This window comes from Devosia equisanguinis (assembly GCF_900631955.1).
GTDB lineage: Bacteria > Pseudomonadota > Alphaproteobacteria > Rhizobiales > Devosiaceae > Devosia > Devosia equisanguinis.
In genome coordinates this window covers 52,068-75,305 of record NZ_UZWD01000040.1, presented here as the reverse complement: position 1 = coordinate 75,305, position 23,238 = coordinate 52,068, and the positions used below count along the sequence as shown (strand labels likewise).

Below are 23,238 nucleotides of genomic sequence, written 5' to 3'. Positions count from 1 at the left end.
CGGCACTTCCAACCCCATTCACCTTCCGTTCAGAATGCGGTCATACTCGCGTTCTGGGCGGATAGAGGAGAGAACTGATGAATCATCATTCCCACGTCATGGACCCGTTCAACCCGGCCGTCCCCGTCCAGACTTTCGATCAGATGAAGATCTCGATCGCCAGCCCGGAAAAGATCCTTTCCTGGTCCTATGGCGAGATCAAGAAGCCCGAGACCATCAACTATCGTACGTTCAAGCCTGAGCGCGATGGTCTGTTCTGCGCGCGCATCTTTGGCCCCGTGAAGGACTACGAATGCTTGTGCGGCAAGTACAAGCGCATGAAGTTCAAGGGTGTCATCTGCGAAAAGTGCGGCGTCGAAGTCACGCTGAGCCGCGTTCGTCGTGAGCGCATGGGCCATATTGAGCTCGCCGCTCCGGTTGCTCACATCTGGTTCCTGAAGTCTTTGCCGAGCCGCATTGCCCTGCTGCTCGACATGACGCTTAAGGATATCGAGCGTATCCTTTACTTCGAAAACTATGTCGTTCTCGATCCAGGTCTTACCCCGTTCACCCAGAACGAGCTCCTGACCGAAGAGCAGTTCCTCGACGCCCAGGACGAATACGGTGCCGACACCTTCACCGCCAAGATCGGCGCTGAAGCCATTCGCGACATCCTGCTCGGGCTCGACCTCGAAAAGATCGCCGCCGATCTGCGCGTCGAAATTGCCGAGGCCACGACTGAACTTAAGCCCAAGAAGCTCGCCAAGCGCCTGAAGATCGTCGAACAGTTCATCGTATCGGGCAACAAGCCCGAATGGATGATCATGACCGTCATTCCGGTCATTCCGCCCGAGCTGCGCCCGCTGGTGCCGCTGGATGGTGGCCGCTTTGCCACGTCCGATCTCAACGACCTCTATCGTCGCGTCATCAACCGCAACAACCGCCTGAAGCGCCTGATCGAGCTCCGCGCCCCGGACATCATCATCCGCAACGAAAAGCGCATGCTGCAGGAAGCCGTTGACGCTCTGTTCGACAACGGCCGCCGTGGCCGCACCATCACCGGTGCCAACAAGCGTCCGCTGAAGTCGCTCTCCGACATGCTCAAGGGCAAGCAGGGCCGCTTCCGCCAGAACCTGCTCGGTAAGCGCGTCGACTATTCCGGTCGTTCGGTCATCACTGTGGGTCCCTACCTCAAGCTGCACCAGTGCGGCCTGCCCAAGAAGATGGCGCTCGAGCTGTTCAAGCCGTTCATCTACTCGCGCCTCGAGGCCAAGGGCTTCTCCTCAACGGTGAAGCAGGCCAAGAAGCTGGTGGAAAAGGAAAAGCCGGAAGTCTGGGATATCCTGGACGAGGTCATCCGCGAGCACCCGGTGCTGCTGAACCGCGCCCCGACGCTGCACCGTCTGGGCATCCAGGCGTTCGAGCCGATCCTGATCGAAGGCAAGGCCATCCGCCTGCACCCGCTCGTCTGCTCGGCCTTCAATGCCGACTTCGACGGTGATCAGATGGCTGTCCACGTCCCGCTGTCGCTCGAGGCGCAGCTGGAAGCCCGCGTGCTGATGATGTCGACCAACAACATCCTGCACCCGGCCAACGGCCAGCCGATCATCGTCCCCAGCCAGGACATCGTTCTGGGTCTCTACTACCTGTCGTTGATGAGCGAAGGTGAGCCGGGTGAAGGCATGGCGTTCGCGTCCTATGCCGAGCTCGAGCACGCGCTCGACAACAAGGTCGTGACCCTGCACACCAAGATCAAGGCACGCGTGCCGGCCTGGGACAAGGACGGCAACGAGATCACCGAGATCGTGGAAACGACCCCGGGCCGTATGCTCATCGGGCAGATCCTGCCCAAGAGCCCGACGGTGCCGTTCGCAACGGCGAACCAGCTGATGACCAAGAAGATGATCTCCAAGATGATCGACACGGTTTACCGTGGCTGCGGTCAGAAGGAGACCGTGATCTTCTGCGACCGCGTCATGCAGCTCGGTTTCAAGAATGCTTGTGATGCCGGCATTTCGTTCGGCAAGGACGACATGGTTATCCCGGCGTCCAAGTACACCATTGTCGAAGACACCCGTAAGCTGGTCGAGGAATTCGAGCAGCAGTACAATGACGGCCTGATCACCCAGGGCGAAAAGTACAACAAGGTCGTCGACGCCTGGGCCAAGTGCGGTGACAAGATCGCCGAAGAAATGATGAAGGGCATCGCTGCCGTTCAGTTCGACAAGGAAACGGGTCGTCAGAAGCCGATCAACTCGGTCTATATGATGAGCCATTCCGGTGCTCGTGGTTCACCGGCACAGATGAAGCAGCTCGCCGGCATGCGCGGTCTCATGGCCAAGCCGGACGGCTCGATCATCGAAACGCCGATCACCGCGAACTTCAAGGAAGGCCTCAACGTTCTCGAGTACTTCAACTCGACCCACGGTGCCCGCAAGGGTCTGGCCGATACCGCTCTGAAGACCGCAAACTCGGGTTACCTGACCCGCCGTCTCGTTGACGTGGCGCAGGACGCCATCATCATCGAGGTGGATTGCGGTACCGAACGCGGCCTCACCATGGAGCCGATCGTGGACGCAGGCCAGATCGTGGCCTCGCTCGGTCAGCGCGTTCTCGGCCGTACGACTGCCGACGACGTGTTCCACCCCTTGACGGGTGACCTGATCGCGCCGAAGGGCACTCTGCTCGAAGAAAAGCATGTCGACGTCATCGAAGAGGCTCGCATCCAGTCGATCCGCATTCGCTCGCCGCTGACCTGCGATCTCCGCCAGGGCTGCTGCGCGGCTTGCTATGGTCGCGACCTGGCTCGTGGTACCCCGGTCAATATCGGTGAAGCTGTCGGCGTTATCGCCGCGCAGTCCATCGGTGAACCCGGCACCCAGCTCACCATGCGTACCTTCCATATCGGTGGTACCGCTCAGGTGGTCGACTCCTCGTTCCTCGAAGCTGGCGCTGAAGGCACGATCGAAGTTCGCAACCCGAACCTCGCCAATGTCGAAGGTGGCAAGCAGGTCGTCATGGCCCGTAACGTTGCTCTCGTCATCCTGGATGGCGAAGGCAAGGAACGTGCGACCCACAAGGTGACCTACGGCTCCAAGCTCCTCGTCAAGGCTGGCGACACCGTTCGTCGCGGCCAGCGTCTGGCTGAATGGGATCCGTACACCCGTCCGATCCTGGCCGAAGTCGAAGGCGAGGTCCTGTTCGAGGATCTGGTCGACGGTGCTTCGGTTGCGGAAAACACCGACGAGGCCACTGGCTTCACAAAGCGCGTGGTCATCGACTGGCGCGGCAACCAGCGTGGTGAGGGCCTCAAGCCCGCACTCGCCATTGCCCGCGGCGGTGCGGTTGCCAAGGTCGAACGTGGTGGCGATGCCCGTTACCTGCTCTCCGTCGACGCGGTTATCAACGTCGAGCCGGGCGAGAAGGTCGCTCCGGGTGATATTCTCGCTCGTATCCCGCTCGAAAGCGCCAAGACCAAGGACATCACCGGCGGTCTGCCGCGTGTGGCCGAGCTGTTCGAAGCCCGTCGTCCGAAGGATCACGCCATCATCGCCGAGATCGATGGCACCATCCGCTTCGGTCGCGACTACAAGAACAAGCGCCGTGTCATCATCGAGCCGACCGAAGAGGGTGCCGATCCGGTCGAGTACTTGATCCCGAAGGGCAAGCCGTTCCACCTCCAGGAAGGCGACACCATCGAGAAGGGCGAATACATCCTGGACGGCAATCCCGCTCCGCATGACATCCTTGCCATCAAGGGCGTTGAGGAACTGGCGCGCTACCTCGTCAACGAGATCCAGGAAGTCTATCGCCTGCAGGGCGTGTTGATTAACGACAAGCACATCGAGGTGATCGTTCGCCAGATGCTGCAGAAGGTCGAGATCGTGGATCCAGGTGAGTCTGGCCTGCTCAAGGACGAGCAGCTCGACAAGCTGGACTTCGACGAGCTCAACGATGCTCTGGTGGCCGAAGGCAAGAAGCCGGCGACTGCCAACCCGGTGCTGCTCGGCATCACCAAGGCGTCGCTGCAGACCCGCTCGTTCGTGTCCGCCGCGTCGTTCCAGGAAACCACCCGCGTGCTCACCGAAGCTGCCGTTTCCGGCAAGGCCGACCTGCTCGAAGGCCTCAAGGAAAACGTCATCGTCGGCCGCCTGATCCCGGCGGGTACCGGTGCCGGCCAGACCAAGGCCAAGCAGATCGCGTCCAAGCGCGATGACCTGATCCTGGAAGAGCGCCGTCGTCAGGCCGAGACCGCCGCTATCCCGGCGCCGGCCGCCGAGTAAGCGATCTACTGATCGAGATTGGAAAAGGGGCCTCCGGGCCCCTTTTCTTTGGCGTCGATTCTGCGTTCACTCATTCATCGCTCTGGCGACAACAGTGGGAGGCGGAGCATGAAGTTCACAACAATGGTGGTTCTGGACGGCAATAATACCGGCATCGAAGTTCCATCCGAGGTGCTTGACGCGCTTGGGGGCGGCAAGCGTCCGGCGGTGGTGCTGACGGCGGGTGCGCTCACCTATCGGTCGACGGTCGGGTCAATGGGTGGTCGGGCTCTGATCCCTTTGAGTGCGGCGCGTCGAGTCGAGGCTGGGCTCGTCGGTGGTGAAACCATCGAAGTCGAGATCGCGCTCGATACAGCGCCGCGCGAGGTGCAGGTGCCTGAAGACCTTGCCCGCGAGCTGGCAATGGATGAGGGCGCGCTGGCCTTCTTCCAAAGTCTCTCCTATAGCAACCAAAACAGGCATGTGCTTTCGGTGACCGATGCGAAATCGGAGGAGACCCGCGCCAGGCGCATCGCCAAGGTGGTGGATGCTATGAAGGCACGGCAGAAGTAGCTGCGAGGGCAGGGGGCTTCCGAACGGATTTGCAAAACTCCGTCCAGTTGCAGCCGGGGGCGCTAAAATGGCCTTAGCGTCCAAACGCATGGCTGTGCCTCGGTTTTTCCACGAAAGAATCCTTGACGGAACGAGTCATCGGTTCTAAACAGCGCCTACCTAAGCGGTCGGTCGTGATTGTCACACCGGGTCCCTGCCATCTTGAGCGGGAATCCAGGACGATCAAACACACTGTCGGGTAACTAGACGACGCAAATCCTTGTGCGCATGACTGCTGCCGAAAGGCGGGTGGTCCGCTGCAACTGAGGCGCCGCCGTATCCTTGTCGGGTGCGGGCGAGCGCCGCTTTGGTTTGCTTGTGTAGACCACCGTAGCGCTCCCTGGGGCGTGAGATTGAAGTACTGGGGCTTCTCGCCAGCGAGCGGCTTCGAATTTTGGACAATGGAAAGAGCGCAATGCCCACCATTAATCAGCTGATCCGCAAGCCACGCGCCAGCAAGCCAAAGCGGAACAAAGTTCCGGCCATGGAAGCCAATCCGCAGAAGCGCGGCGTTTGTTCCCGTGTGTACACGACGACCCCGAAGAAGCCGAACTCGGCTCTGCGCAAGGTGGCCAAGGTTCGCCTGACCAACCAGCGCGAAGTGATTTCGTACATCCCGGGCGAAGGTCACAACCTTCAGGAGCACTCCGTTGTGCTCATCCGCGGCGGCCGCGTTCGCGACCTGCCGGGTGTTCGCTATCACGTGCTCCGCGGCGTCCTCGACACGCAGAGCGTGAAGGATCGCAAGCAGCGTCGTTCGAAGTACGGCGCGAAGCGTCCGAAGTAAGGAGATCGAGATATGTCCCGTCGTCACCGCGCAGAAAAACGCGACGTTATTCCTGATCCCAAGTTCGGCGATCTGGTTGTCACCAAGTTCATGAATTCCCTGATGAAGGACGGCAAGAAGTCGGCCGCTGAAGGTATCGTCTATGGCGCTTTCGACATCGTCGAAGCCAAGACCAAGCAGGACCCGATCACCGTGTTCCACGGCGCCCTGGACAATATCCGTCCGGCCGTCGAAGTGCGTTCGCGCCGCGTTGGTGGTGCAACCTACCAGGTTCCGGTCGAAGTCCGTGCTGACCGTCAGCAGGCCCTCGCCATCCGTTGGCTCATCGATTCCGCCCGCAAGCGCGGCGAGAACACCATGCGTGAACGCCTCTCCGGCGAGCTCATGGATGCGATGAATGGCCGCGGCCAGGCCGTCAAGAAACGCGAAGACACGCACCGTATGGCTGATGCCAACCGTGCCTTCTCGCACTACCGCTGGTAGTAGGAGCGCCCAATGGCACGCGAATACCCGATTAATCTCTATCGTAACTTCGGCATCATGGCCCACATCGATGCTGGCAAGACCACGACGACAGAGCGCATCCTCTACTACACCGGCAAGTCCCATAAGATCGGCGAAGTCCATGACGGCGCCGCGACCATGGACTGGATGGAGCAGGAGCAGGAACGCGGCATCACCATCACTTCGGCTGCGACCACCACCTTCTGGAAGTCGCGCGAAGGCGTGATGCACCGCTTCAACATCATCGACACTCCCGGCCACGTGGACTTCACCATCGAAGTCGAACGTTCGCTGCGCGTGCTCGACGGTGCCGTTGCGCTGCTCGACGCCAATGCGGGCGTTGAGCCGCAGACGGAGACTGTCTGGCGCCAGGCCGACAAGTACCACGTTCCGCGTCTGATCTTTGTCAACAAGATGGACAAGATCGGTGCCGACTTCTACCGCTGCGTGGAGATGGTTGGTTCGCGTCTGGGCGCCAAGGGCGTCCCGGTCCAGCTGCCGATCGGCGCTGAGAACGAGTTCAAGGGCGTCGTCGACCTGATCGAGATGAACGCTCTGGTCTGGCGCAACGAAGAGCTCGGTGCGCAGTGGGATGTCGTCGAGATTCCGGCCGACCTCAAGGAAAAGGCCGAGAAGTATCGCGAAGCCATGATCGAAGCTGCCGTCGAAATGGACGATGCAGCCATGGAAGCTTATCTTGAAGGCAACCTGCCGAACAACGACACCATTCGTCGTCTGCTCCGCAAGGGCGTCATCGAGACCAAGTTCTTCCTGATCTTCGCTGGCTCGGCCTTCAAGAACAAGGGCGTGCAGCCCCTGCTGAACGGCGTCATCGACTTCCTGCCGTCGCCCATCGACGTCCCTGCCATCCAGGGTATCGATGCCAAGACCGAAGAGCCGATTGAGCGTCATGCCGACGACAACGAGCCACTCTCGATGCTGGCCTTCAAGATCGCCAACGACCCGCATATGGGTTCGCTGACCTTCTGCCGCATCTATTCGGGTCACCTCGAAGCCGGCATCAGCCTGGAAAACACCGTGAAGGGCAAGCGCGAGCGTGTTGGCCGCATGTTCCAGATGCATGCCAATTCCCGCGAGCAGATCACGGAAGCCTTCGCAGGCGACATCGTGGCTATCGTTGGTCTCAAGGACACCACCACTGGTGACACCCTGGCGCCGACCAACTCGCAGGTTATCCTCGAGCGCATGATCTTCCCGGATCCGGTTATCGACATCTCCGTCGAGCCGAAGTCCAAGGCCGACCAGGAAAAGATGGGCCTCGCCCTCAACCGCCTGGCCGCCGAAGATCCGTCCTTCCGCGTCAAGACCGACGAAGAATCCGGCCAGACCATCATCTCGGGCATGGGTGAACTTCACCTCGACATTCTCGTCGACCGCATGCGTCGTGAGTTCAAGGTCGAAGCCAATATCGGTCAGCCGCAGGTGGCCTATCGCGAAACCATCACGCGCAAGACCGACAAGGACTACACGCACAAGAAGCAGTCCGGTGGTTCGGGTCAGTTCGCCCGTATCAAGATCACGGTCGAGCCGGGTGAAGTCGGCAAGGGTCTGCAGTTCGTCAACGCCATCGTTGGTGGCGCTGTGCCGAAGGAATACGTCCCGGGCGTTCTCAAGGGTGTCGAATCGGTCATGGGCGCAGGCCCGCTGATCGGCTTCCCGGTTGTGGACGTTAAGGTCACCCTCACCGACGGCGCCTACCACGACGTCGACTCCTCGGTCCTGGCCTTCGAAATCGCTGGTCGTGCAGGCTTCCGCGAAGCCCTGCGTGAAGCGGGCCCGAAGATCCTCGAGCCGATCATGAAGGTTGAAGTTGTCACGCCGGAAGATTACATGGGCGACGTCATCGGCGACCTCAACTCGCGTCGTGGGCAGATCCAGGGCACTGAAAGCCGTGGTGTGGTCCAGGTCGTGAATGCGTTCGTGCCGCTTGCAAACATGTTCGGTTACGTGAACTCGCTGCGCTCCATGAGCCAGGGTCGTGCACAGTACACCATGGTGTTCGATCACTACGAACAGGTTCCGCAGGCTGTCGCCGACGAAGTCCAGGCCAAATACGCCTAACAACAGCGCAAGCTACTAAACTCAACTGAATGTCGGCGATTGCGCTGACGAATTTGGAGAAAAGCGATGGCGAAGGAAAAGTTTTCCCGCAGCAAGCCGCACGTTAACATCGGCACCATCGGTCACGTTGACCATGGCAAGACCTCGCTGACCGCAGCGATCACCAAGGTTCTGGCTGAGACCGGCGGCGCCACCTTCAAGGCGTATGACCAGATCGACGCTGCTCCGGAAGAGAAGGCCCGCGGCATCACCATCAACACTGCCCACGTCGAGTACGAGACGGCCAACCGTCACTACGCTCACGTGGACTGCCCCGGCCACGCCGACTATGTGAAGAACATGATCACCGGCGCTGCCCAGATGGACGGCGGTATCCTCGTGGTGTCCGCTGCTGACGGCCCGATGCCCCAGACCCGTGAGCACATCCTGCTCGCCCGTCAGGTCGGCGTGCCGGCTCTGGTCGTGTTCCTGAACAAGGTCGACCTGGTCGACGATCCGGAACTGCTCGAGCTCGTCGAACTCGAAGTTCGCGAACTGCTGTCCTCGTACGACTTCCCTGGCGATGACATCCCGGTCGTCAAGGGTTCGGCTCTCGCCGCCCTCGAAGATCGCGATCCGAAGATCGGCCACGACGCCGTTCTCGAGCTGATGCGCAATGTCGACGAATACATCCCGCAGCCGGAACGTCCGGTCGACCAGCCCTTCCTGCTGCCGATCGAAGACGTGTTCTCGATCTCGGGTCGTGGTACCGTGGTGACCGGTCGCGTTGAGCGCGGCATCGTCAAGGTCGGCGAAGAAGTCGAAATCGTCGGCATCAAGGCCACCCAGAAGACCACCGTCACCGGCGTGGAAATGTTCCGCAAGCTGCTCGACTCGGGTGAGGCTGGCGACAACATCGGCGCTCTGATCCGTGGTATCGACCGCACCCAGGTGGAGCGCGGCCAGGTTCTCTGCAAGCCCGGTTCCGTGACCCCGCACACCGACTTCACGGCTGAGGTTTACATCCTCACCAAGGAAGAAGGTGGCCGTCACACCCCGTTTTTTGCGAACTACCGTCCGCAGTTCTACTTCCGCACCACCGACGTGACCGGTATCGTGACGCTGCCGGAAGGCACCGAAATGGTGATGCCGGGCGACAACCTGAACATCAACGTTCAGCTGATCGTGCCGATCGCTATGGAAGAAAAGCTCCGCTTCGCTATCCGTGAAGGCGGCCGTACCGTGGGTTCGGGCGTCGTCGCCAAGATCCTGAAGTAATCAATCTAAAGATATTCGCGGCGCGCGATTGAGCGCGCCGCGAACCTTTTATGTCAGGATTGTGAAGATGAACGGTCAGAATATCCGCATCCGCCTCAAGGCGTTTGACCATCGCGTACTCGACACCTCGACCCGCGAGATCGTCAATACCGCCAAGCGTACGGGTGCACAGGTTCGCGGTCCTATCCCGCTGCCGACCCGCATCGACAAATTCACCGTGAACCGCTCGCCGCATATCGATAAGAAGGCACGTGAGCAGTTCGAGATTCGGACCCACAAGCGTTTGCTTGACATTGTGGACCCGACTCCCCAAACGGTCGATGCGCTGATGAAGCTCGATCTCGCCGCCGGCGTCGACGTCGAAATCAAGCTGTAAGACGAACAAAAGTTTCCGCGCCTGCCGCAAAAAGGGTCCTCTGAAACCATGACCCGGCAGAGCGCCAAAGAGAAGGTAAAACCGATGCGTTCTGGATTGATCGCACAGAAGCTGGGTATGACCCGCATCTTCGCCGAGGACGGCTCGCACGTCCCCGTGACGGTGCTTAGCCTGCAGAATTGCCAGGTGGTGGGCCAGCGGACCGTTGACAAGGACGGTTATACAGCGCTGCAGCTCGGCGCTGGCCAGGCAAAGGCCAAGAATGTTTCCAAGGCCGAGCGTGGGCAGTATGCCGTCGCCAAGGTCGAACCCAAGCGTCACGTCGCAGAATTCCGCGTCGATGCCGAGAACCTGATCGAAGTTGGCGCCACTCTGAAGGCCGACCACTTCTCCGAAGGTCAGCTGGTCGACGTGACCGGAACATCCATCGGTAAGGGTTTTGCCGGCGGTATGAAGCGTTGGAACTTCGGTGGTCTGCGCGCCTCGCACGGTGTGTCCGTCTCCCACCGCTCGATCGGTTCGACCGGTCAGCGTCAGGATCCGGGCAAGACCTTCAAGAACAAGAAGATGCCGGGCCACATGGGCGATCGTCGCATCACCACGCAGAACGTCAAGGTCGTCAAGACCGACGTCGAGCGCGGCCTGATCCTGATCCAGGGTTCGGTTCCGGGCGCCAAGGGCGCGTGGATTATGGTCAAGGACGCCGTCAAGAAGCCGGCTCCCGCGAACGCTGCCCTGCCGGGTTCGTTCGAGGCCGCAGCTGCGGGAGAAGCGAAGTAAATGGAACTCAAGGTAACCACTCTCGACGGCAAGGCCGCCGGTACGGTCGATCTCAAGGACGATGTGTTCGGCCTTGAAGTCCGCCCGGATATCCTCCACCGCATGGTTCGCTACCAGCAGCTCAAGGCCATGGCCGGCACGCATGACGTGAAGAACCGGTCGGAAGGCGTGCGCACGGGCAAGAAGTTCGTGAAGCAGAAGGGTTCTGGCGGCGCTCGTCACGGCGATCGCAAGGCTCCGCAGTTCCGTGGTGGTGGCCGTGCATTCGGTCCGACCCCGCGCAGCCACGCCATCGACCTTCCCAAGAAGGTTCGCGTCCTGGCTCTGAAGCATGCTCTGTCGTCCAAGGCCCAGGCTGGCTCGCTGATCGTCATCGACAGCGTCGCCCAGAAGGAAGCCAAGACTGCAGCTCTGCGGACGGCATTCGGCAAGCTCGACTGGGCAAACGTGCTGATCATCGACGGCGCTGATGTCGACCAGAACTTTGCTCTGGCCGCCCGCAACATCCCGAATATCGACGTGCTGCCGATCCAGGGGATCAACGTTGTGTCGATCCTGAAGCGCGACAAGCTCGTCCTCACCAAGGCAGCGCTCGAAGCGCTCGAAGCGAGGTTCGCATGAACAAGCTTGACGCATACGACATCATTCGTAACCCCGTCGTGACGGAAAAGTCGACCATGGCTTCTGAAGCCAACCAGGTTGTCTTCGACGTTGCCATCGACGCCAACAAGACCGACATCAAGGCCGCCGTCGAGCAGCTGTTTTCGGTCAAGGTCAAGGCAGTGAACACCCTCGTCCGCAAGGGCAAGGTGAAGCGCTTCCGTGGTCGCGTCGGTGTTCGCAACGACGTCAAGAAGGCGATCGTGACCCTCGTCGACGGCCAGTCGATCGATATTTCGACCGGCCTCTAAGGGAAGAGACAGAACAAAATGGCTCTAAAGACTTACAATCCCACCTCCGAAGGCCGTCGTACCCTGATCACGACCGACCGTTCGGAACTGTGGAAGGGCGCCCCGGTCAAGGCTTTGACCGAAGGCCTCAACAAGACCGGTGGTCGTAACAACCGTGGCCGCATCACTGCCTATCACCGTGGTGGTGGTCACAAGCGCAGCTACCGCACCATCGACTTCAAGCGCGTGAAGTTCGACGCAGTCGGGACCGTAGAACGTCTCGAATACGATCCGAACCGCACCGCCTGGATCGCGCTGATCAAGTACGAAGATGGCGAGCTCGCCTATATCGTTGCGCCCCAGCGCCTGACTGCCGGCGACAAGGTCATCTCTTCGATGAACACTGTCGACGTGAAGCCGGGCAATGCCATGCCGCTCGAGCGCATGCCGGTCGGTACCATCGTGCACAACATCGAGCTCAAGCCCCGCAAGGGCGGCCAGGTCGCTCGCTCTGCCGGTGCCTATGCCCAGTATGTGGGTCGCGACCATGGTTGGGCCATTCTGCGCCTCAACTCCGGTGAGCAGCGCCGCGTGCATGGCACGTGTCTGGCGACCGTTGGTGCCGTGTCCAACCAGGACCATGCCAACACCTCGCTCGGCAAGGCCGGTCGCAACCGCTGGCTCGGCAAGAAGCCGGTCAACCGCGGCGTGACCATGAACCCGGTCGACCACCCGCATGGTGGTGGTGAAGGCCGTACCTCGGGTGGCCGTCACCCGGTGAGCCCGTGGGGCAAGCCGACCAAGGGCAAGCGTACCCGCAGCAACAAGGCAACGGACCAGTTCATCGTTCGCAGCCGTCACGTGAAGAAGGGCAGGTAAGACATGACCCGTTCGATTTGGAAGGGGCCGTTCGTCGACGGCTATCTGCTCAAGAAGGCCGAGAAGGCCCAGTCCTCTGGCCGCAGCGATGTGGTCAAGATCTGGTCCCGTCGTTCGACCATCCTGCCGCAGTTCGTCGGCATCACGTTCGGCGTGCACAATGGTCAGAAGCATGTTCCGGTGAACGTCACCGAAGACATGATCGGCCACAAGTTTGGTGAGTTCGCTCCGACCCGTACCTATTACGGGCACGCGGCCGACAAGAAGGCCAAGAGGAAGTAAGATGGGCAAGCCAAAGACTGAGCGCGCTCTCAAGGATAACGAGGCCAAGGCTGTGCTGCGCATGCTGCGCATCAGCCCTCAGAAGCTGAACCTCGTCGCGCAGTTGATCCGTGGCAAGAAGGTCGAACGTGCTCTGGCCGATCTCGAATTCAGCCACAAGCGTATCTCCGGCCAGGTGAAGAAGGTGTTGGAAAGCGCCATCGCCAACGCCGAGAACAACCATGGCCTGGACACCGACGCTCTCGTCGTCGCCGAAGCCTTCGTTGGTAATTCGCTTGTCATGAAGCGTTTCACCGCCCGCGGTCGCGGCAAGTCGGCACGTATCGAGAAGCCGTTCTCGCATCTGACGATCGTCGTCCGGCAAGTTGAGGAGGCCGCATAATGGGCCAGAAAATCAATCCGATCGGCTTCCGCCTCGGCATCAACCGCACCTGGGACAGCCGCTGGTACGCCAATAAGGGCGAATACGGCACGCTGCTGCAGGAAGACCTGAAGATCCGTACGGCTCTGATGGAAGACCTGAAGGCCGCTGCGGTTTCCAAGATCGTCATCGAGCGTCCGCACCGCAAGTGCCGCGTGTCGATCCACACTGCCCGTCCGGGCATCGTGATCGGCAAGAAGGGCGCTGACATCGACAAGATCCGCGCCAAGGTGAAGAAGTTCACCGACAGCGAAGTGCACATCAACATCGTTGAAGTGCGCAAGCCGGAAACCGATGCGACGCTGGTTGCCCAGGGCATTGCCCAGCAGCTGGAACGTCGTGTGGCATTCCGTCGCGCCATGAAGCGCGCCGTGCAGACCGCAATCCGCATGGGCGCCGGTGGTATCCGCGTCAATGTCGGTGGTCGTCTCGGTGGTGCCGACATCGCTCGTACCGAATGGTACCGCGAAGGCCGCGTGCCGCTGCACACCCTGCGTGCTGACATCGACTATGGTACCGCCGAAGCCGAAACCACTTACGGCATCATCGGTATCAAGGTCTGGATCTTCAAGGGCGAAGTCCTCGAGCATGATCCGTCGGCCCATGAACGTCGCGCTACCGAAGGTAGTGAAGGTGGTCAGCGTAGCGAGCGCGAACCGCGCCGTGAACGCGGCGACCGCGACCGCGAACGCGCATAAGAAGGTTAGTTCATTATGCTGCAACCGAAGAGAACTAAGTTCCGCAAGGCCCATAAGGGTCGCATCCATGGCCTGGCCAAGGGTGGTACCGATCTGGCTTTCGGCCAGTACGCACTCAAGGCCACCGAGCCGGAACGCGTGACTGCCCGCCAGATCGAAGCTGCCCGCCGCGCGATCACTCGCGAAATGAAGCGTCAGGGCCGCGTGTGGATCCGGATTTTCCCGGATCTGCCGGTTTCCAAGAAGCCTACCGAAGTCCGTATGGGTAAGGGTAAGGGTTCCGTCGAGTACTGGGCCGCACGCGTAAAACCGGGTCGTATCGTTTTTGAGATTGACGGGGTGCCCGAAGACGTTGCAAAGGAGGCGCTTCGCCTCGGTGCAATGAAGTTGCCGATCACCACGCGTATCATTACGCGTATTGCTGACTAAGGAACACGAGCATGAAAGCCAGTGATGTGCGGGCCAAGACCGCAGACGAACTGAAAGATCAGCTCGTCGACCTGAAGAAAGAACAGTTCAACCTGCGTTTCCAGCGCGCTACCCAGCAGTTGGAAAAGCCGGCCCGGGTCAAGGAAGTCCGTCGCGATATCGCGCGGATCAAGACGATCCTGACCCAGAAGAACGCAGCTAAGTAAGGAATAAAACCCATGCCAAAGCGCGTTTTGCAGGGGACTGTGGTCTCCGACGCCAATGACAAGACCATCGTGGTTCGCGTCGAGCGCCGTTTCACTCATCCGCTTCTGAAGAAGACCGTGCGTCGTTCCAAGAAGTACCACGCCCATGATGAAAATAATGTGGCAAAGGTCGGTCAGACCGTGTGGATCGAGGAAACCGCGCCGATCAGTAAGAACAAGCGCTGGGCGCTTGTTCCGTCTGCGTAAGAGAAACAATTCAGGTCGGCGCGCCGGATGACGGTGCAGCCGGTCCAACTAGAAGGCATCCAGTCATGATCCAGATGCAGTCCAATCTCGACGTCGCCGATAATTCCGGCGCCAAGCGAGTCATGTGCATCAAGGTGCTGGGCGGTTCGCATCGTAAATACGCCTCGGTCGGCGACATTATCGTCGTTTCGGTCAAGGACGCTATTCCGCGCGGCCGCGTTAAGAAGGGCCAGGTGATGAAGGCTGTTGTGGTTCGCACCGCAACCGACATCCGCCGGGCCGATGGCACCGTCATTCGTTTCGACAAGAACGCCGCCGTTCTTCTGAACAATCAGAAGGAGCCGATCGGCACCCGTATCTTCGGACCGGTTCCGCGCGAACTCCGCGCCAAGAACCACATGAAGATCATCTCGCTTGCCCCAGAGGTGCTGTAATGGCCGCCAAGATTAAGAAGGGCGACAAGGTCGTCGTCCTGGCCGGCAAGGACAAGGGCAAGACCGGTCAGGTCCTGTCCGTCATCCCGACCGAAACCCGCGCGATCGTCCAGGGTATCAACCTGGTCCGTCGTCACCAGAAGCAGACTGCATCACAGGACGCCGGCATCTTCACCAAGGAAGCGCCGATCCACCTGTCGAACCTGGCAGTTGCCGACGCTCAGGGCAAGCCGACCCGCGTCGGTTTCCAGATCAAGGACGGCGTGAAGTCCCGCGTCGCCAAGACCACCGGAGATCAGATCGATGGCTGAGACCGCTTACGTTCCGCGTCTCCGGACCGAATACGACCAGACGATCAAGGCGGCCCTGCGTGAGCAGTTTGCCTACAAGAACGTCATGGAATTGCCGCGCCTGGACAAGATCGTCCTGAACATCGGCGTTGGTGAAGCTGTCAACGACACCAAGAAGGTGAAGTCGGCTGCTGACGAGCTGCAGAAGATTGCGGGCCAGAAGCCCGTTATCACCCATGCGCGCAAGTCCATCGCAGGCTTCAAGGTTCGCGAGAACATGCCGCTGGGTGTCAAGGTGACCCTGCGCAAGGCCCGTATGTATGAATTCCTGGACCGCCTGGTGAACATCGCCCTGCCGCGCGTCCGCGACTTCCGTGGCCTCAACCCGAACGCCTTTGACGGCCGTGGCAACTATGCCTTCGGCATCAAGGAACACATCATCTTCCCCGAAATCAACTACGATCAGATCGATCAGGTTTGGGGCATGGACATCGTGGTTGCCACGACGGCCAAGAACGATGATGAGGCGCGTGCGCTTCTCAAGGCTTTCAACTTCCCCTTCCGCCAGTAAGCGGATAGGGAAGGGATAAAGGATCAGGATATGGCAAAGACCAGCTCCATCGAAAAGAACAAGAAGCGTGCCGCCCTGGCGAAGCAGTTTGGCGACAAGCGCGCTGCTCTCAAGGCCACCATCAAGAACCAGGAAGCGCCGATCGAAGAGCGCTTCAAGGCCAGCCTCAAGCTGGCTGAGCTGCCGCGCAACTCGGCCAAGGTCCGCATTCGCAACCGTTGCGAAGTGTCGGGTCGTCCGCGTGGTTACTATCGCAAGCTCAAGATGAGCCGTATTGCCCTGCGTCAGCTGGGCAACCTGGGTTTGATCCCGGGTCTGGTGAAGTCGAGCTGGTAAGGAGAAACTAGAGATGAGCTTTTCCGATCCCATCGGCGATATGCTGACTCGCATCCGCAACGCTCAGGAGCGTCGCAAGAATTCCGTTACGACGCCGGCGTCGACCCTTCGTGGTCGTGTGCTGGATGTTCTCCAGTCCGAGGGTTTCATCCGCGGCTATTCGGAGACCAAGTTCGAGAACGGTGCTGCCGAGTACGAAATCGAACTTAAGTATTCGGAAAATGAAGGCGTGATCCGCACCATCGAGCGCGTTTCCCGTCCCGGCCGCCGCGTCTATGCGTCGGTGAAGAATATTCCACAGGTTGCCAATGGTCTGGGTGTGTCGATCCTGTCTACGCCGAAGGGCGTGATGGCCGACCACGAAGCCAAGGCTGCCAATGTGGGTGGCGAGGTACTCTGCCGCGTCTTCTAAGCCACCCGGCTTAGAAGATCGGCAAGACGATTACTCAAGGAATCAATATGTCACGTACTGGCAAGAAACCGGTGGCCCCGGTAAATGGCGTTACGGTCACGATCAATGGTCGTGTCGTGAGCGCCAAGGGCCCGAAGGGCGAACTGAGCCTCACGCTCATGGATATCGTCAATGTAGAGCAGGGCGCCGATGGCATCGTCATCACCCCTGCCAACGACACCCGTGAGGCTCGCGCTGCCTGGGGCACCACCCGCGCGCTGATCCAGAATCTGGTCACCGGGGTGAGCGCCGGCTTCGAGAAGAAGCTCGCCATCCAGGGCGTCGGTTACCGCGCTGCAATGCAGGGCAAGGACGTCAAGCTGTCGCTGGGCTTCAGCCATGAAGTGATCTATCAGGCTCCTCAGGGTATCACCCTCGCTGTGCCCGTGCCGACTGAGATCGTCGTTACCGGCACCGATAAGCAGCAGGTCGGTCAGGTTGCGGCCGAGATCCGCAGCTGGCGTCCCCCCGAGCCCTACAAGGGCAAGGGCGTGCGTTACGCGGGCGAGCAGGTCTTCCGCAAAGAAGGCAAGAAGAAGTAAGGAGCGCCGGAAATGGCAATTTCTGCAAAGGGCGCGGAGCGCCGCAAGGCCCGTGTCCGCAAGGCGCTCAAGGCTCGTGCCTTTGGTCGTCCCCGTCTGTCGGTTTTCCGTTCGGACAAGAATATTTACGCCCAGATCATCGACGACGCATCCGGCCGTACGCTGGCTGCCGCTTCGACCCTGGACAAGGATCTGCGCACCGCTCTCAAGAGTGGTTCGAACGCCGAGGCCGCCAGTGCCGTTGGCAAGTTGATTGCCGAGCGCGGCGTCAAGGCCGGCGTGGGTGAAGTGGTCTTCGACCGTGGCGCCTATATCTATCATGGCCGTGTCAAGGCCCTTGCAGATGCTGCCCGCGAGGGCGGTCTGCAGTTCTAACCACGGCGAGGAAGAAGAATTATGAGCAGAGACGTTCAAGAGCGCGAAAGCGAGTTCGTCGATCGCCTGGTCCACATCAATCGTGTGGCCAAGGTTGTGAAGGGCGGCCGTCGCTTTGGTTTTGCCGCCCTCGTCGTTGTCGGTGACCAGAAGGGTCGCGTCGGTTTCGGTCACGGCAAGGCCCGTGAAGTTCCTGAGGCTATCCGCAAGGCAACCGAGCAGGCCAAGCGCCAGATGATCCGCGTGCCGCTTCGCGATGCCCGCACCCTTCACCACGACGTGGCCGGTCGCCACGGCGCCGGTAAGGTGATCCTGCGTGCCGCCGTTCCGGGTACCGGTATCATCGCCGGTGGTCCGATGCGCGCCGTCTTCGAGACGCTGGGCATCAACGACATCGTCGCCAAGTCCCAGGGCACGGCAAATCCCTACAACATGGTTCGCGCCACCTTCGATGCGCTCAAGCGCGTTGACAGCCCCCGTTCGGTGGCTGCCCGTCGCGGCCTCAAGGTTTCCGAACTGCAGGCTCGCCGCGGCGAGGCTGCCGTCGAAGCCTGATAGCAGGCTCGGAGAAGCATTATGGCAAAGAACAAGACGATCGTCGTCAAGCAGATCGGTTCGCCGATCCGCCGCGAAAAGAGCCAGCGCGCGACCCTTATCGGTCTCGGGCTGAACAAGATGAACAAAGAGCGCGAGCTCGTTGATACGCCGGAAGTTCGCGGCATGATCAACAAGATCCCGCACCTCGTCCGCGTCGTCGGCGAGTAAGGGAGCCAGACCAATGACCCGTTTGAACGAACTTCGTGACAATCCCGGCGCCAACAAGGTCCGCGTCCGCATCGGCCGTGGCATTGGTTCGGGTGTCGGCAAGACCGGTGGTCGCGGCGGCAAGGGCCAGACGGCCCGTGCCGGTGTCGCCATCAACGGCTTCGAAGGCGGCCAGATGCCCCTTCACATGCGTATGCCGAAGCGTGGCTTCAATGCTTGGAACCCCAAGGATTGGAACCAGGTCCGCATCGACCGCGTCCAGGCCTATATCGACAGCGGCAAGCTGGATGCCAAGGGCGTCATCGACGCTGCGGCTCTGGTTGCAGCTGGCGTGATCCGTCGTCCCAAGGACGGCGTGCGCCTGATCGGTTCGGAAGGCTTCTCGGCCAAGAAGGTTACCTTCAAGGTCGACTACGTGACCAAGGGCGCTGCCGCTGCCATCGAGGCTGCCGGCGGTAAGGTCGATCTCATCCCGGTCAAAGAGACCTGGAAGAAGACCCCCTACGCCAAGTAATTGACTCGGCAGGGCGCACGCGGTCATCCCGACCGGGTGCGCTCTTTTGGTTTGTTGCGTCTGGGTGGCACATATCCCATATATGCTCCTCCGGCGCTCCGAGCGCACCTGGCATCCTGGCCATAGGAGCGATGTAAATGGCGTCCGCAGCCGAACAGCTCGCACGTAATCTTTCTTTCTCGACCTTTTCGAAGGCGAAAGCCCTGCAGCAGCGCATCTGGTTCACACTGGGCGCGCTGCTTATTTATCGTTTGGGCACATATATCCCGCTGCCAGGCATCGATCCGGACGCGTTCCGCGCGACGTTCGAGCAGAGCCAGCAGGGTATTCTGGGCATGTTCAACATGTTCGCCGGCGGTGCCGTCGAGCGTATGGCCATTTTTGCCCTCAACCTCATTCCCTACATTACCGCGTCCATCGTGGTGCAGGTGATCGCGACGGCGTCGCCCAAGCTGGAAGCCCTCAAGAAAGAGGGTGAAGCCGGTCGTCGCAAGATGAACCAATACACCCGCTACCTGGCCGTGGTGTTCTGTGCCGTTCAGGCCTATGGCATCGCTGTCGGTCTAGAGGCGAGCCAGGGCGTGGTGCTCAATCCGGGCTGGTTCTTCCGCATTTCGACCGTGATCACCCTGGTTGGTGGCACGATGTTCCTGATGTGGCTGGGTGAGCAGATCACCGCCCGTGGTGTTGGCAACGGCATTTCGCTGATTATTTTCGCCGGTATCGTGGCAAACCTGCCGGCGACGATTGCGCAGACCCTCGAATTGGCCCGTACTGGCGCCATTCCGGGCTTTGCCGGCATCGGCATGATTGTGCTGGCACTGGTGGTGATCGCGGTGATCGTGTTCTTCGAACGCGCTCAGCGCCGCTTGCTGATCCAGTACCCGAAGCGTCAGGTCGGCAACAAGATGTTCCAGGGTGACACCTCGCATCTGCCGCTCAAGCTCAACACCTCGGGCGTGATCCCGGTGATCTTTGGCTCGTCGCTGCTGCTGCTGCCGGCAACCATCGCGCAGTTTGCGGCGCAGGGTAATGCTCCGGCATGGCTGACCACGATCACGGCCCTGCTGGGTCGCGGACAGCCGCTCTATCTGGCGCTGTTTGCCTTCTTCATCATCTTCTTCGCGTTCTTCTATACGGCCATCGTGTTCAATCCGCAGGAAACGGCGGACAATCTGAAGCGGTCTGGTGGTTTCATTCCGGGCATTCGTCCGGGTGAGCGGACGGCGCAGCACATCGATTACGTGTTGACCCGTATTACCGTGATCGGCGCGATTTACCTGACCGTGGTGGCCCTGATCCCGGAAGTGATGTTCAGCCAGCTGGCCGTGAGCCAGTTCATCGGCGGCACGTCGCTCCTGATCATGGTGACCGTGACCCTGGATACTGTCACGCAGATCCAGAGCCATCTGGTGGCCCAGCAATATGAAGGGCTGCTGAAGAAATCCCGTCTTGGAGGAGGCAAGCGTCGATGAGGTTGATCCTGTTGGGCCCGCCGGGGGCGGGGAAGGGTACACAGGCAAAAATCTTGGTGGAGGCCTATGGCATCCCCCAATTGTCCACCGGTGACATCCTTCGTGCGGCCATTGCAGCCAAGACGCCGCTGGGCGTCGAGGCCAAGGCTATCGTCGACAGGGGTGACCTGGTTTCGGACGTGATTGTCAACGGCATCGTGTCGGAGCGTCTGGACGCAGAGGATTGCAAGCCGGGTTTCATCCTGGACGGCTTTCCGCGCACCATTGCCCAGGCCGAAGCGCTTGATCGCATGCTGGCGGACAAGGGCATTGCCCTCGATGCCGTCATCGAGATCAAGGCCGAGGCTGACGAGCTGGTCAAGCGCGTCATCAATCGGGCCAAGGAATCGGGTGGGGCCCGCGCCGATGACAACGAGGAAGTGCTGCGCAAGCGCCTCGGTGTCTATTCGGAGCAGACGGCTCCCCTGGTCGCCTACTACACGACCAAGGGCCTGCTGAAGCCCGTCGACGGCATGGCGCCGGTCGGCGAGGTGACGGGCGCGATCAAGAGCGCGCTTGCAGGCTAAGTCGAGCCGGGCAGGGCTGTTGACTCTGCTTGGTCGAGTCTTTAAGGAACCGCACCAGTCTCATGGATCATTGGGCTGGATTCGGTTCCCCAATTCGTTGGGGTCGAATTCGGTCCCTTGTTGTTTAAGGGCACCCGCCGGGATGGCGCGTGCTGAATGAAGGAGAGCAGACGTGGCTCGTATTGCTGGCGTCAATATCCCGACGAACAAGCGCGTGGTTATCGCGCTGCAGTATATTCACGGGATCGGCGACAAGTTCGCTGAGGATATCTGCACCAAGGTTGGCATTCCGGCCGAACGTCGCGTGAACGAGCTGACTGACGCTGAAGTCATTCAGATCCGCGAGACCATCGACCGTGACTATGTCGTGGAAGGTGATCTTCGCCGCAATGTGGCGATGAACATCAAGCGCCTGATGGACCTTGGTAACTATCGCGGTCTTCGTCACCGCCGTGGTCTGCCGGTTCGCGGTCAGCGTACCCACACCAATGCTCGTACCCGCAAGGGTCCGGCAAAGCCGATCGCTGGCAAGAAGAAGTAATTCTGTTCCCGCCTGGCGCGGGACAGGTTTTTGACTGGATTTGGCGGGGCAGGGCTTTTCGGTGGCTCGACAGAGTTGCTGAAGGGGCTTGAACCGCTAAATCCGTGGTGGAGCTGCTGGTATTACGGCAGCGCCGATATCCTAGAGGATAAGAATGGCTAAGGCTGAAGTCGCACGCGTTCGTCGTAAAGAGCGCAAGAATATCACTTCCGGCGTCGCACATGTGAACGCCTCCTTCAACAACACCATGATCACCATCGCCGACATGCAGGGCAACACGATCTCCTGGTCGTCCTCGGGCGTGATGGGTTTCAAGGGCTCGCGTAAGTCGACCCCTTATGCCGCTCAGGTTGCGGCCGAAGATGCTGCCAAGAAGGCGCAGGAACACGGCATGAAGACCCTTGAGGTCGAAGTGCGCGGTCCTGGTTCGGGCCGTGAGTCCGCGCTGCGTGCCCTGCAGGCCGCTGGCTTCAACGTCACCTCGATCCGTGACGTCACGTCGATTCCGCACAATGGCTGCCGTCCGCGCAAGCGGCGCCGCGTCTAACAAGACCATTATACGCTCCCGGCCGATTGAATGGGTCGGGAGTCCTATTGTGTTTGCGGCGGGCGGCCTGCTTGGGGCCGCGATTTTGAAAGGACAATACCGTGACGATCCAGAGGAACTGGCAGGAACTTATCAAGCCGACCAAACTGGAGATTGTTTCGGGCAGCGACGACGCGCGAGTGGCTTCGGTTATCGCCGAGCCGCTGGAGCGCGGCTATGGTCTTACCCTGGGCAATGCCCTGCGTCGCGTGCTGCTGTCGTCGCTTCAGGGCGCGGCAGTCACCGCAATCCAGATTGACGGCATTCTGCACGAATTCTCGTCGCTTCCGGGCGTGCGCGAAGACATCACCGACCTGGTGCTGAACGTCAAGGAAATCGCCATCAAGACGGGTGGCGAAGGCCCGAAGCGTCTGACTCTGACCCGTCAGGGTCCGGGTGCCGTTACTGCCGGCGACATCAAGGTTTCCGGTGACATCGAAGTGCTCAATCCCGAGTTGGTGATCTGCCACCTCGACGATGGCGCCGAGATCAATATCGAGTTCACCGTCAATACCGGCAAGGGCTATGTCCCGGCTGACAAGAACCGTCCTGAAGACGCCCCGATCGGCTATATTCCGGTCGATGCGCTGTTCTCGCCGGTTCGCCGCGTGAGCTACAAGGTCGATGCGACCCGTGCGGGCGAAAGCCTCGACAAGGACAAGCTGACCCTGCAGGTCGAAACCAACGGCGCGATCTCGCCTGAGGATGCCGTGGCCTATGCCGCGCGCATTCTGCAGGACCAGCTGTCGGTGTTCGTGAACTTCGAAGAGCCCAGCAAGGAAAAGGCACAGGATTCCGTGCCCGAGCTGGCCTTCAACCCGGCCCTGCTCAAGAAGGTCGACGAACTGGAGCTTTCCGTCCGTTCGGCCAACTGCCTCAAGAACGACAACATCGTCTATATCGGCGACCTTATCCAGAAGACGGAAGCCGAGATGCTGCGGACCCCGAATTTTGGCCGCAAGTCGCTCAACGAAATCAAGGAAGTCCTGGCACAGATGGGGCTTCATCTCGGGATGGACGTCAACAATTGGCCGCCCGAGAATATCGATGACCTCGCCAAGCGCTACGAAGATCACTACTGATCCCGCGCTGCCAAGATTTT

General features: G+C 60.3%; 32 protein-coding genes. All 32 read left to right on the top strand.

What is annotated here, in order from left to right; all coding sequences use genetic code 11:
• Positions 1-77 precede the first annotated feature (77 nt).
• The 32 genes from rpoC to DEVEQU_RS16835 all read left to right on the top strand — a co-directional run bounded on the left by rpoC (position 78) and on the right by DEVEQU_RS16835 (position 23,218).
• On the top strand, positions 78-4,262 hold the full coding sequence (gene rpoC, locus DEVEQU_RS16990) for a DNA-directed RNA polymerase subunit beta' (RefSeq protein WP_126151791.1): 4,185 nt from the start codon (positions 78-80) through the stop codon (positions 4,260-4,262).
• Between the two features lie 108 nt (positions 4,263-4,370).
• Entirely contained in the window at positions 4,371-4,814 is a 444-nt protein-coding gene (locus tag DEVEQU_RS16985) for a YdeI/OmpD-associated family protein (RefSeq protein WP_126151790.1), read from the top strand.
• Between the two features lie 454 nt (positions 4,815-5,268).
• On the top strand, positions 5,269-5,640 hold the full coding sequence (gene rpsL, locus DEVEQU_RS16980) for a 30S ribosomal protein S12 (RefSeq protein WP_035080811.1): 372 nt from the start codon (positions 5,269-5,271) through the stop codon (positions 5,638-5,640).
• A 12-nt stretch (positions 5,641-5,652) separates the two neighbouring features.
• Positions 5,653-6,123: a 30S ribosomal protein S7 gene (gene rpsG / locus DEVEQU_RS16975; RefSeq protein WP_126151789.1), complete on the top strand. Its 471-nt coding sequence runs from the start codon at positions 5,653-5,655 to the stop codon at positions 6,121-6,123.
• Positions 6,124-6,135: 12 nt separating this feature from the next.
• Positions 6,136-8,226 (top strand): elongation factor G, encoded by a 2,091-nt coding sequence (gene fusA, locus DEVEQU_RS16970; protein ID WP_126151788.1) that lies wholly within the window; start codon positions 6,136-6,138, stop codon positions 8,224-8,226.
• Between the two features lie 66 nt (positions 8,227-8,292).
• The gene (gene tuf / locus DEVEQU_RS16965) at positions 8,293-9,483 is read left to right on the top strand and encodes an elongation factor Tu (protein WP_126151787.1); all 1,191 of its coding nucleotides are present in this window, start codon (positions 8,293-8,295) and stop codon (positions 9,481-9,483) included.
• 67 nt (positions 9,484-9,550) lie between these two features.
• Positions 9,551-9,859: a 30S ribosomal protein S10 gene (rpsJ, locus tag DEVEQU_RS16960; protein ID WP_035080820.1), complete on the top strand. Its 309-nt coding sequence runs from the start codon at positions 9,551-9,553 to the stop codon at positions 9,857-9,859.
• An 84-nt stretch (positions 9,860-9,943) separates the two neighbouring features.
• Positions 9,944-10,639: a 50S ribosomal protein L3 gene (gene rplC / locus DEVEQU_RS16955; protein WP_126151809.1), complete on the top strand. Its 696-nt coding sequence runs from the start codon at positions 9,944-9,946 to the stop codon at positions 10,637-10,639.
• Positions 10,640-11,260, top strand: coding sequence for a 50S ribosomal protein L4 (gene rplD, locus DEVEQU_RS16950; RefSeq protein WP_126151786.1), 621 nt, complete (start codon positions 10,640-10,642; stop codon positions 11,258-11,260).
• On the top strand, positions 11,257-11,550 hold the full coding sequence (locus DEVEQU_RS16945; protein WP_126151785.1) for a 50S ribosomal protein L23: 294 nt from the start codon (positions 11,257-11,259) through the stop codon (positions 11,548-11,550). The genes rplD and DEVEQU_RS16945 overlap by 4 nt, the downstream gene beginning before the upstream one ends.
• Positions 11,551-11,568: 18 nt before the next feature.
• Positions 11,569-12,408 (top strand): 50S ribosomal protein L2, encoded by an 840-nt coding sequence (gene rplB, locus DEVEQU_RS16940; RefSeq protein ID WP_126151784.1) that lies wholly within the window; start codon positions 11,569-11,571, stop codon positions 12,406-12,408.
• Positions 12,409-12,411: 3 nt separating this feature from the next.
• Positions 12,412-12,690: a 30S ribosomal protein S19 gene (gene rpsS / locus DEVEQU_RS16935; protein ID WP_126151783.1), complete on the top strand. Its 279-nt coding sequence runs from the start codon at positions 12,412-12,414 to the stop codon at positions 12,688-12,690.
• 1 nt (position 12,691) lies between these two features.
• On the top strand, positions 12,692-13,072 hold the full coding sequence (gene rplV / locus DEVEQU_RS16930) for a 50S ribosomal protein L22 (protein WP_126151782.1): 381 nt from the start codon (positions 12,692-12,694) through the stop codon (positions 13,070-13,072).
• A complete protein-coding gene (gene rpsC, locus DEVEQU_RS16925; protein ID WP_126151781.1) occupies positions 13,072-13,809 on the top strand; it encodes a 30S ribosomal protein S3 in 738 nt (245 codons plus the stop codon). Before rplV ends, rpsC begins: the two co-directional genes overlap by 1 nt.
• A gap of 15 nt (positions 13,810-13,824) precedes the next feature.
• Positions 13,825-14,238 (top strand): 50S ribosomal protein L16, encoded by a 414-nt coding sequence (gene rplP, locus DEVEQU_RS16920; RefSeq protein ID WP_126151780.1) that lies wholly within the window; start codon positions 13,825-13,827, stop codon positions 14,236-14,238.
• Positions 14,239-14,249: 11 nt separating this feature from the next.
• Positions 14,250-14,444 (top strand): 50S ribosomal protein L29, encoded by a 195-nt coding sequence (gene rpmC / locus DEVEQU_RS16915; RefSeq protein WP_046104452.1) that lies wholly within the window; start codon positions 14,250-14,252, stop codon positions 14,442-14,444.
• Between the two features lie 12 nt (positions 14,445-14,456).
• The gene (rpsQ, locus tag DEVEQU_RS16910) at positions 14,457-14,690 is read left to right on the top strand and encodes a 30S ribosomal protein S17 (protein ID WP_046104451.1); all 234 of its coding nucleotides are present in this window, start codon (positions 14,457-14,459) and stop codon (positions 14,688-14,690) included.
• Positions 14,691-14,755: 65 nt separating this feature from the next.
• The gene (rplN, locus tag DEVEQU_RS16905; RefSeq protein ID WP_126151779.1) at positions 14,756-15,124 is read left to right on the top strand and encodes a 50S ribosomal protein L14; all 369 of its coding nucleotides are present in this window, start codon (positions 14,756-14,758) and stop codon (positions 15,122-15,124) included.
• The gene (gene rplX, locus DEVEQU_RS16900) at positions 15,124-15,435 is read left to right on the top strand and encodes a 50S ribosomal protein L24 (protein WP_126151778.1); all 312 of its coding nucleotides are present in this window, start codon (positions 15,124-15,126) and stop codon (positions 15,433-15,435) included. The genes rplN and rplX overlap by 1 nt, the downstream gene beginning before the upstream one ends.
• Entirely contained in the window at positions 15,428-15,985 is a 558-nt protein-coding gene (gene rplE, locus DEVEQU_RS16895; RefSeq protein ID WP_126151777.1) for a 50S ribosomal protein L5, read from the top strand. The genes rplX and rplE overlap by 8 nt, the downstream gene beginning before the upstream one ends.
• A 30-nt stretch (positions 15,986-16,015) precedes the next feature.
• Entirely contained in the window at positions 16,016-16,321 is a 306-nt protein-coding gene (gene rpsN / locus DEVEQU_RS16890; protein ID WP_126151776.1) for a 30S ribosomal protein S14, read from the top strand.
• Positions 16,322-16,334: 13 nt separating this feature from the next.
• Positions 16,335-16,733, top strand: a complete 399-nt coding sequence (rpsH, locus tag DEVEQU_RS16885; RefSeq protein ID WP_126151775.1) for a 30S ribosomal protein S8 — start codon at positions 16,335-16,337, stop codon at positions 16,731-16,733.
• A 47-nt stretch (positions 16,734-16,780) separates the two neighbouring features.
• Positions 16,781-17,314, top strand: coding sequence for a 50S ribosomal protein L6 (gene rplF, locus DEVEQU_RS16880; RefSeq protein WP_126151774.1), 534 nt, complete (start codon positions 16,781-16,783; stop codon positions 17,312-17,314).
• A gap of 12 nt (positions 17,315-17,326) precedes the next feature.
• Positions 17,327-17,689: a 50S ribosomal protein L18 gene (gene rplR, locus DEVEQU_RS16875; protein ID WP_126151773.1), complete on the top strand. Its 363-nt coding sequence runs from the start codon at positions 17,327-17,329 to the stop codon at positions 17,687-17,689.
• Between the two features lie 21 nt (positions 17,690-17,710).
• A complete protein-coding gene (gene rpsE, locus DEVEQU_RS16870) occupies positions 17,711-18,244 on the top strand; it encodes a 30S ribosomal protein S5 (RefSeq protein WP_126151772.1) in 534 nt (177 codons plus the stop codon).
• Positions 18,245-18,265: 21 nt separating this feature from the next.
• Positions 18,266-18,454, top strand: a complete 189-nt coding sequence (gene rpmD, locus DEVEQU_RS16865; RefSeq protein ID WP_126151771.1) for a 50S ribosomal protein L30 — start codon at positions 18,266-18,268, stop codon at positions 18,452-18,454.
• Positions 18,455-18,467: 13 nt separating this feature from the next.
• Positions 18,468-18,968, top strand: coding sequence for a 50S ribosomal protein L15 (rplO, locus tag DEVEQU_RS16860; RefSeq protein WP_126151770.1), 501 nt, complete (start codon positions 18,468-18,470; stop codon positions 18,966-18,968).
• 137 nt (positions 18,969-19,105) lie between these two features.
• On the top strand, positions 19,106-20,443 hold the full coding sequence (secY, locus tag DEVEQU_RS16855; RefSeq protein ID WP_126151769.1) for a preprotein translocase subunit SecY: 1,338 nt from the start codon (positions 19,106-19,108) through the stop codon (positions 20,441-20,443).
• Positions 20,440-21,009 carry an adenylate kinase gene (locus DEVEQU_RS16850; RefSeq protein WP_126151768.1) on the top strand — a complete coding sequence of 190 codons (570 nt, stop codon included), beginning with the start codon at positions 20,440-20,442 and terminating at the stop codon, positions 21,007-21,009. Before secY ends, DEVEQU_RS16850 begins: the two co-directional genes overlap by 4 nt.
• Before the next feature lie 172 nt (positions 21,010-21,181).
• Entirely contained in the window at positions 21,182-21,550 is a 369-nt protein-coding gene (gene rpsM, locus DEVEQU_RS16845; protein ID WP_126151767.1) for a 30S ribosomal protein S13, read from the top strand.
• Positions 21,551-21,704: 154 nt separating this feature from the next.
• Complete coding sequence (rpsK, locus tag DEVEQU_RS16840; protein WP_086469598.1) at positions 21,705-22,097, top strand: 30S ribosomal protein S11; 393 nt, start codon at positions 21,705-21,707, stop codon at positions 22,095-22,097.
• Between the two features lie 101 nt (positions 22,098-22,198).
• A complete protein-coding gene (locus tag DEVEQU_RS16835) occupies positions 22,199-23,218 on the top strand; it encodes a DNA-directed RNA polymerase subunit alpha (RefSeq protein WP_126151766.1) in 1,020 nt (339 codons plus the stop codon).
• The last annotated feature ends 20 nt before the right edge of the window (positions 23,219-23,238 follow it).

Bases quoted from the DNA above. Each gene is read 5' to 3' on its own strand.
- rpsE (WP_126151772.1), top strand. From the start codon at position 17,711: ATGAGCAGAGACGTTCAAGAGCGCGAAAGCGAGTTCGTCGATCGCCTG.
- fusA (WP_126151788.1), top strand. From the start codon at position 6,136: ATGGCACGCGAATACCCGATTAATCTCTATCGTAACTTCGGCATCATG.
- rpsC (WP_126151781.1), top strand. From the start codon at position 13,072: ATGGGCCAGAAAATCAATCCGATCGGCTTCCGCCTCGGCATCAACCGC.
- rplB (WP_126151784.1), top strand. From the start codon at position 11,569: ATGGCTCTAAAGACTTACAATCCCACCTCCGAAGGCCGTCGTACCCTG.
- rpsQ (WP_046104451.1), top strand. From the start codon at position 14,457: ATGCCAAAGCGCGTTTTGCAGGGGACTGTGGTCTCCGACGCCAATGAC.
- rplO (WP_126151770.1), top strand. From the start codon at position 18,468: ATGACCCGTTTGAACGAACTTCGTGACAATCCCGGCGCCAACAAGGTC.
- rpsL (WP_035080811.1), top strand. From the start codon at position 5,269: ATGCCCACCATTAATCAGCTGATCCGCAAGCCACGCGCCAGCAAGCCA.
- rpsS (WP_126151783.1), top strand. From the start codon at position 12,412: ATGACCCGTTCGATTTGGAAGGGGCCGTTCGTCGACGGCTATCTGCTC.
- rplF (WP_126151774.1), top strand. From the start codon at position 16,781: ATGTCACGTACTGGCAAGAAACCGGTGGCCCCGGTAAATGGCGTTACG.
- rpsN (WP_126151776.1), top strand. From the start codon at position 16,016: ATGGCAAAGACCAGCTCCATCGAAAAGAACAAGAAGCGTGCCGCCCTG.
- DEVEQU_RS16850 (WP_126151768.1), top strand. From the start codon at position 20,440: ATGAGGTTGATCCTGTTGGGCCCGCCGGGGGCGGGGAAGGGTACACAG.
- rpsJ (WP_035080820.1), top strand. From the start codon at position 9,551: ATGAACGGTCAGAATATCCGCATCCGCCTCAAGGCGTTTGACCATCGC.
- rplE (WP_126151777.1), top strand. From the start codon at position 15,428: ATGGCTGAGACCGCTTACGTTCCGCGTCTCCGGACCGAATACGACCAG.
- rpsG (WP_126151789.1), top strand. From the start codon at position 5,653: ATGTCCCGTCGTCACCGCGCAGAAAAACGCGACGTTATTCCTGATCCC.
- rplR (WP_126151773.1), top strand. From the start codon at position 17,327: ATGGCAATTTCTGCAAAGGGCGCGGAGCGCCGCAAGGCCCGTGTCCGC.
- rpsK (WP_086469598.1), top strand. From the start codon at position 21,705: ATGGCTAAGGCTGAAGTCGCACGCGTTCGTCGTAAAGAGCGCAAGAAT.
- rpmD (WP_126151771.1), top strand. From the start codon at position 18,266: ATGGCAAAGAACAAGACGATCGTCGTCAAGCAGATCGGTTCGCCGATC.
- rplN (WP_126151779.1), top strand. From the start codon at position 14,756: ATGATCCAGATGCAGTCCAATCTCGACGTCGCCGATAATTCCGGCGCC.
- secY (WP_126151769.1), top strand. From the start codon at position 19,106: ATGGCGTCCGCAGCCGAACAGCTCGCACGTAATCTTTCTTTCTCGACC.
- DEVEQU_RS16945 (WP_126151785.1), top strand. From the start codon at position 11,257: ATGAACAAGCTTGACGCATACGACATCATTCGTAACCCCGTCGTGACG.
- rplX (WP_126151778.1), top strand. From the start codon at position 15,124: ATGGCCGCCAAGATTAAGAAGGGCGACAAGGTCGTCGTCCTGGCCGGC.
- DEVEQU_RS16985 (WP_126151790.1), top strand. From the start codon at position 4,371: ATGAAGTTCACAACAATGGTGGTTCTGGACGGCAATAATACCGGCATC.
- rpmC (WP_046104452.1), top strand. From the start codon at position 14,250: ATGAAAGCCAGTGATGTGCGGGCCAAGACCGCAGACGAACTGAAAGAT.
- rpsH (WP_126151775.1), top strand. From the start codon at position 16,335: ATGAGCTTTTCCGATCCCATCGGCGATATGCTGACTCGCATCCGCAAC.
- rplC (WP_126151809.1), top strand. From the start codon at position 9,944: ATGCGTTCTGGATTGATCGCACAGAAGCTGGGTATGACCCGCATCTTC.
- rplP (WP_126151780.1), top strand. From the start codon at position 13,825: ATGCTGCAACCGAAGAGAACTAAGTTCCGCAAGGCCCATAAGGGTCGC.
- rpoC (WP_126151791.1), top strand. From the start codon at position 78: ATGAATCATCATTCCCACGTCATGGACCCGTTCAACCCGGCCGTCCCC.
- tuf (WP_126151787.1), top strand. From the start codon at position 8,293: ATGGCGAAGGAAAAGTTTTCCCGCAGCAAGCCGCACGTTAACATCGGC.
- rplD (WP_126151786.1), top strand. From the start codon at position 10,640: ATGGAACTCAAGGTAACCACTCTCGACGGCAAGGCCGCCGGTACGGTC.
- rplV (WP_126151782.1), top strand. From the start codon at position 12,692: ATGGGCAAGCCAAAGACTGAGCGCGCTCTCAAGGATAACGAGGCCAAG.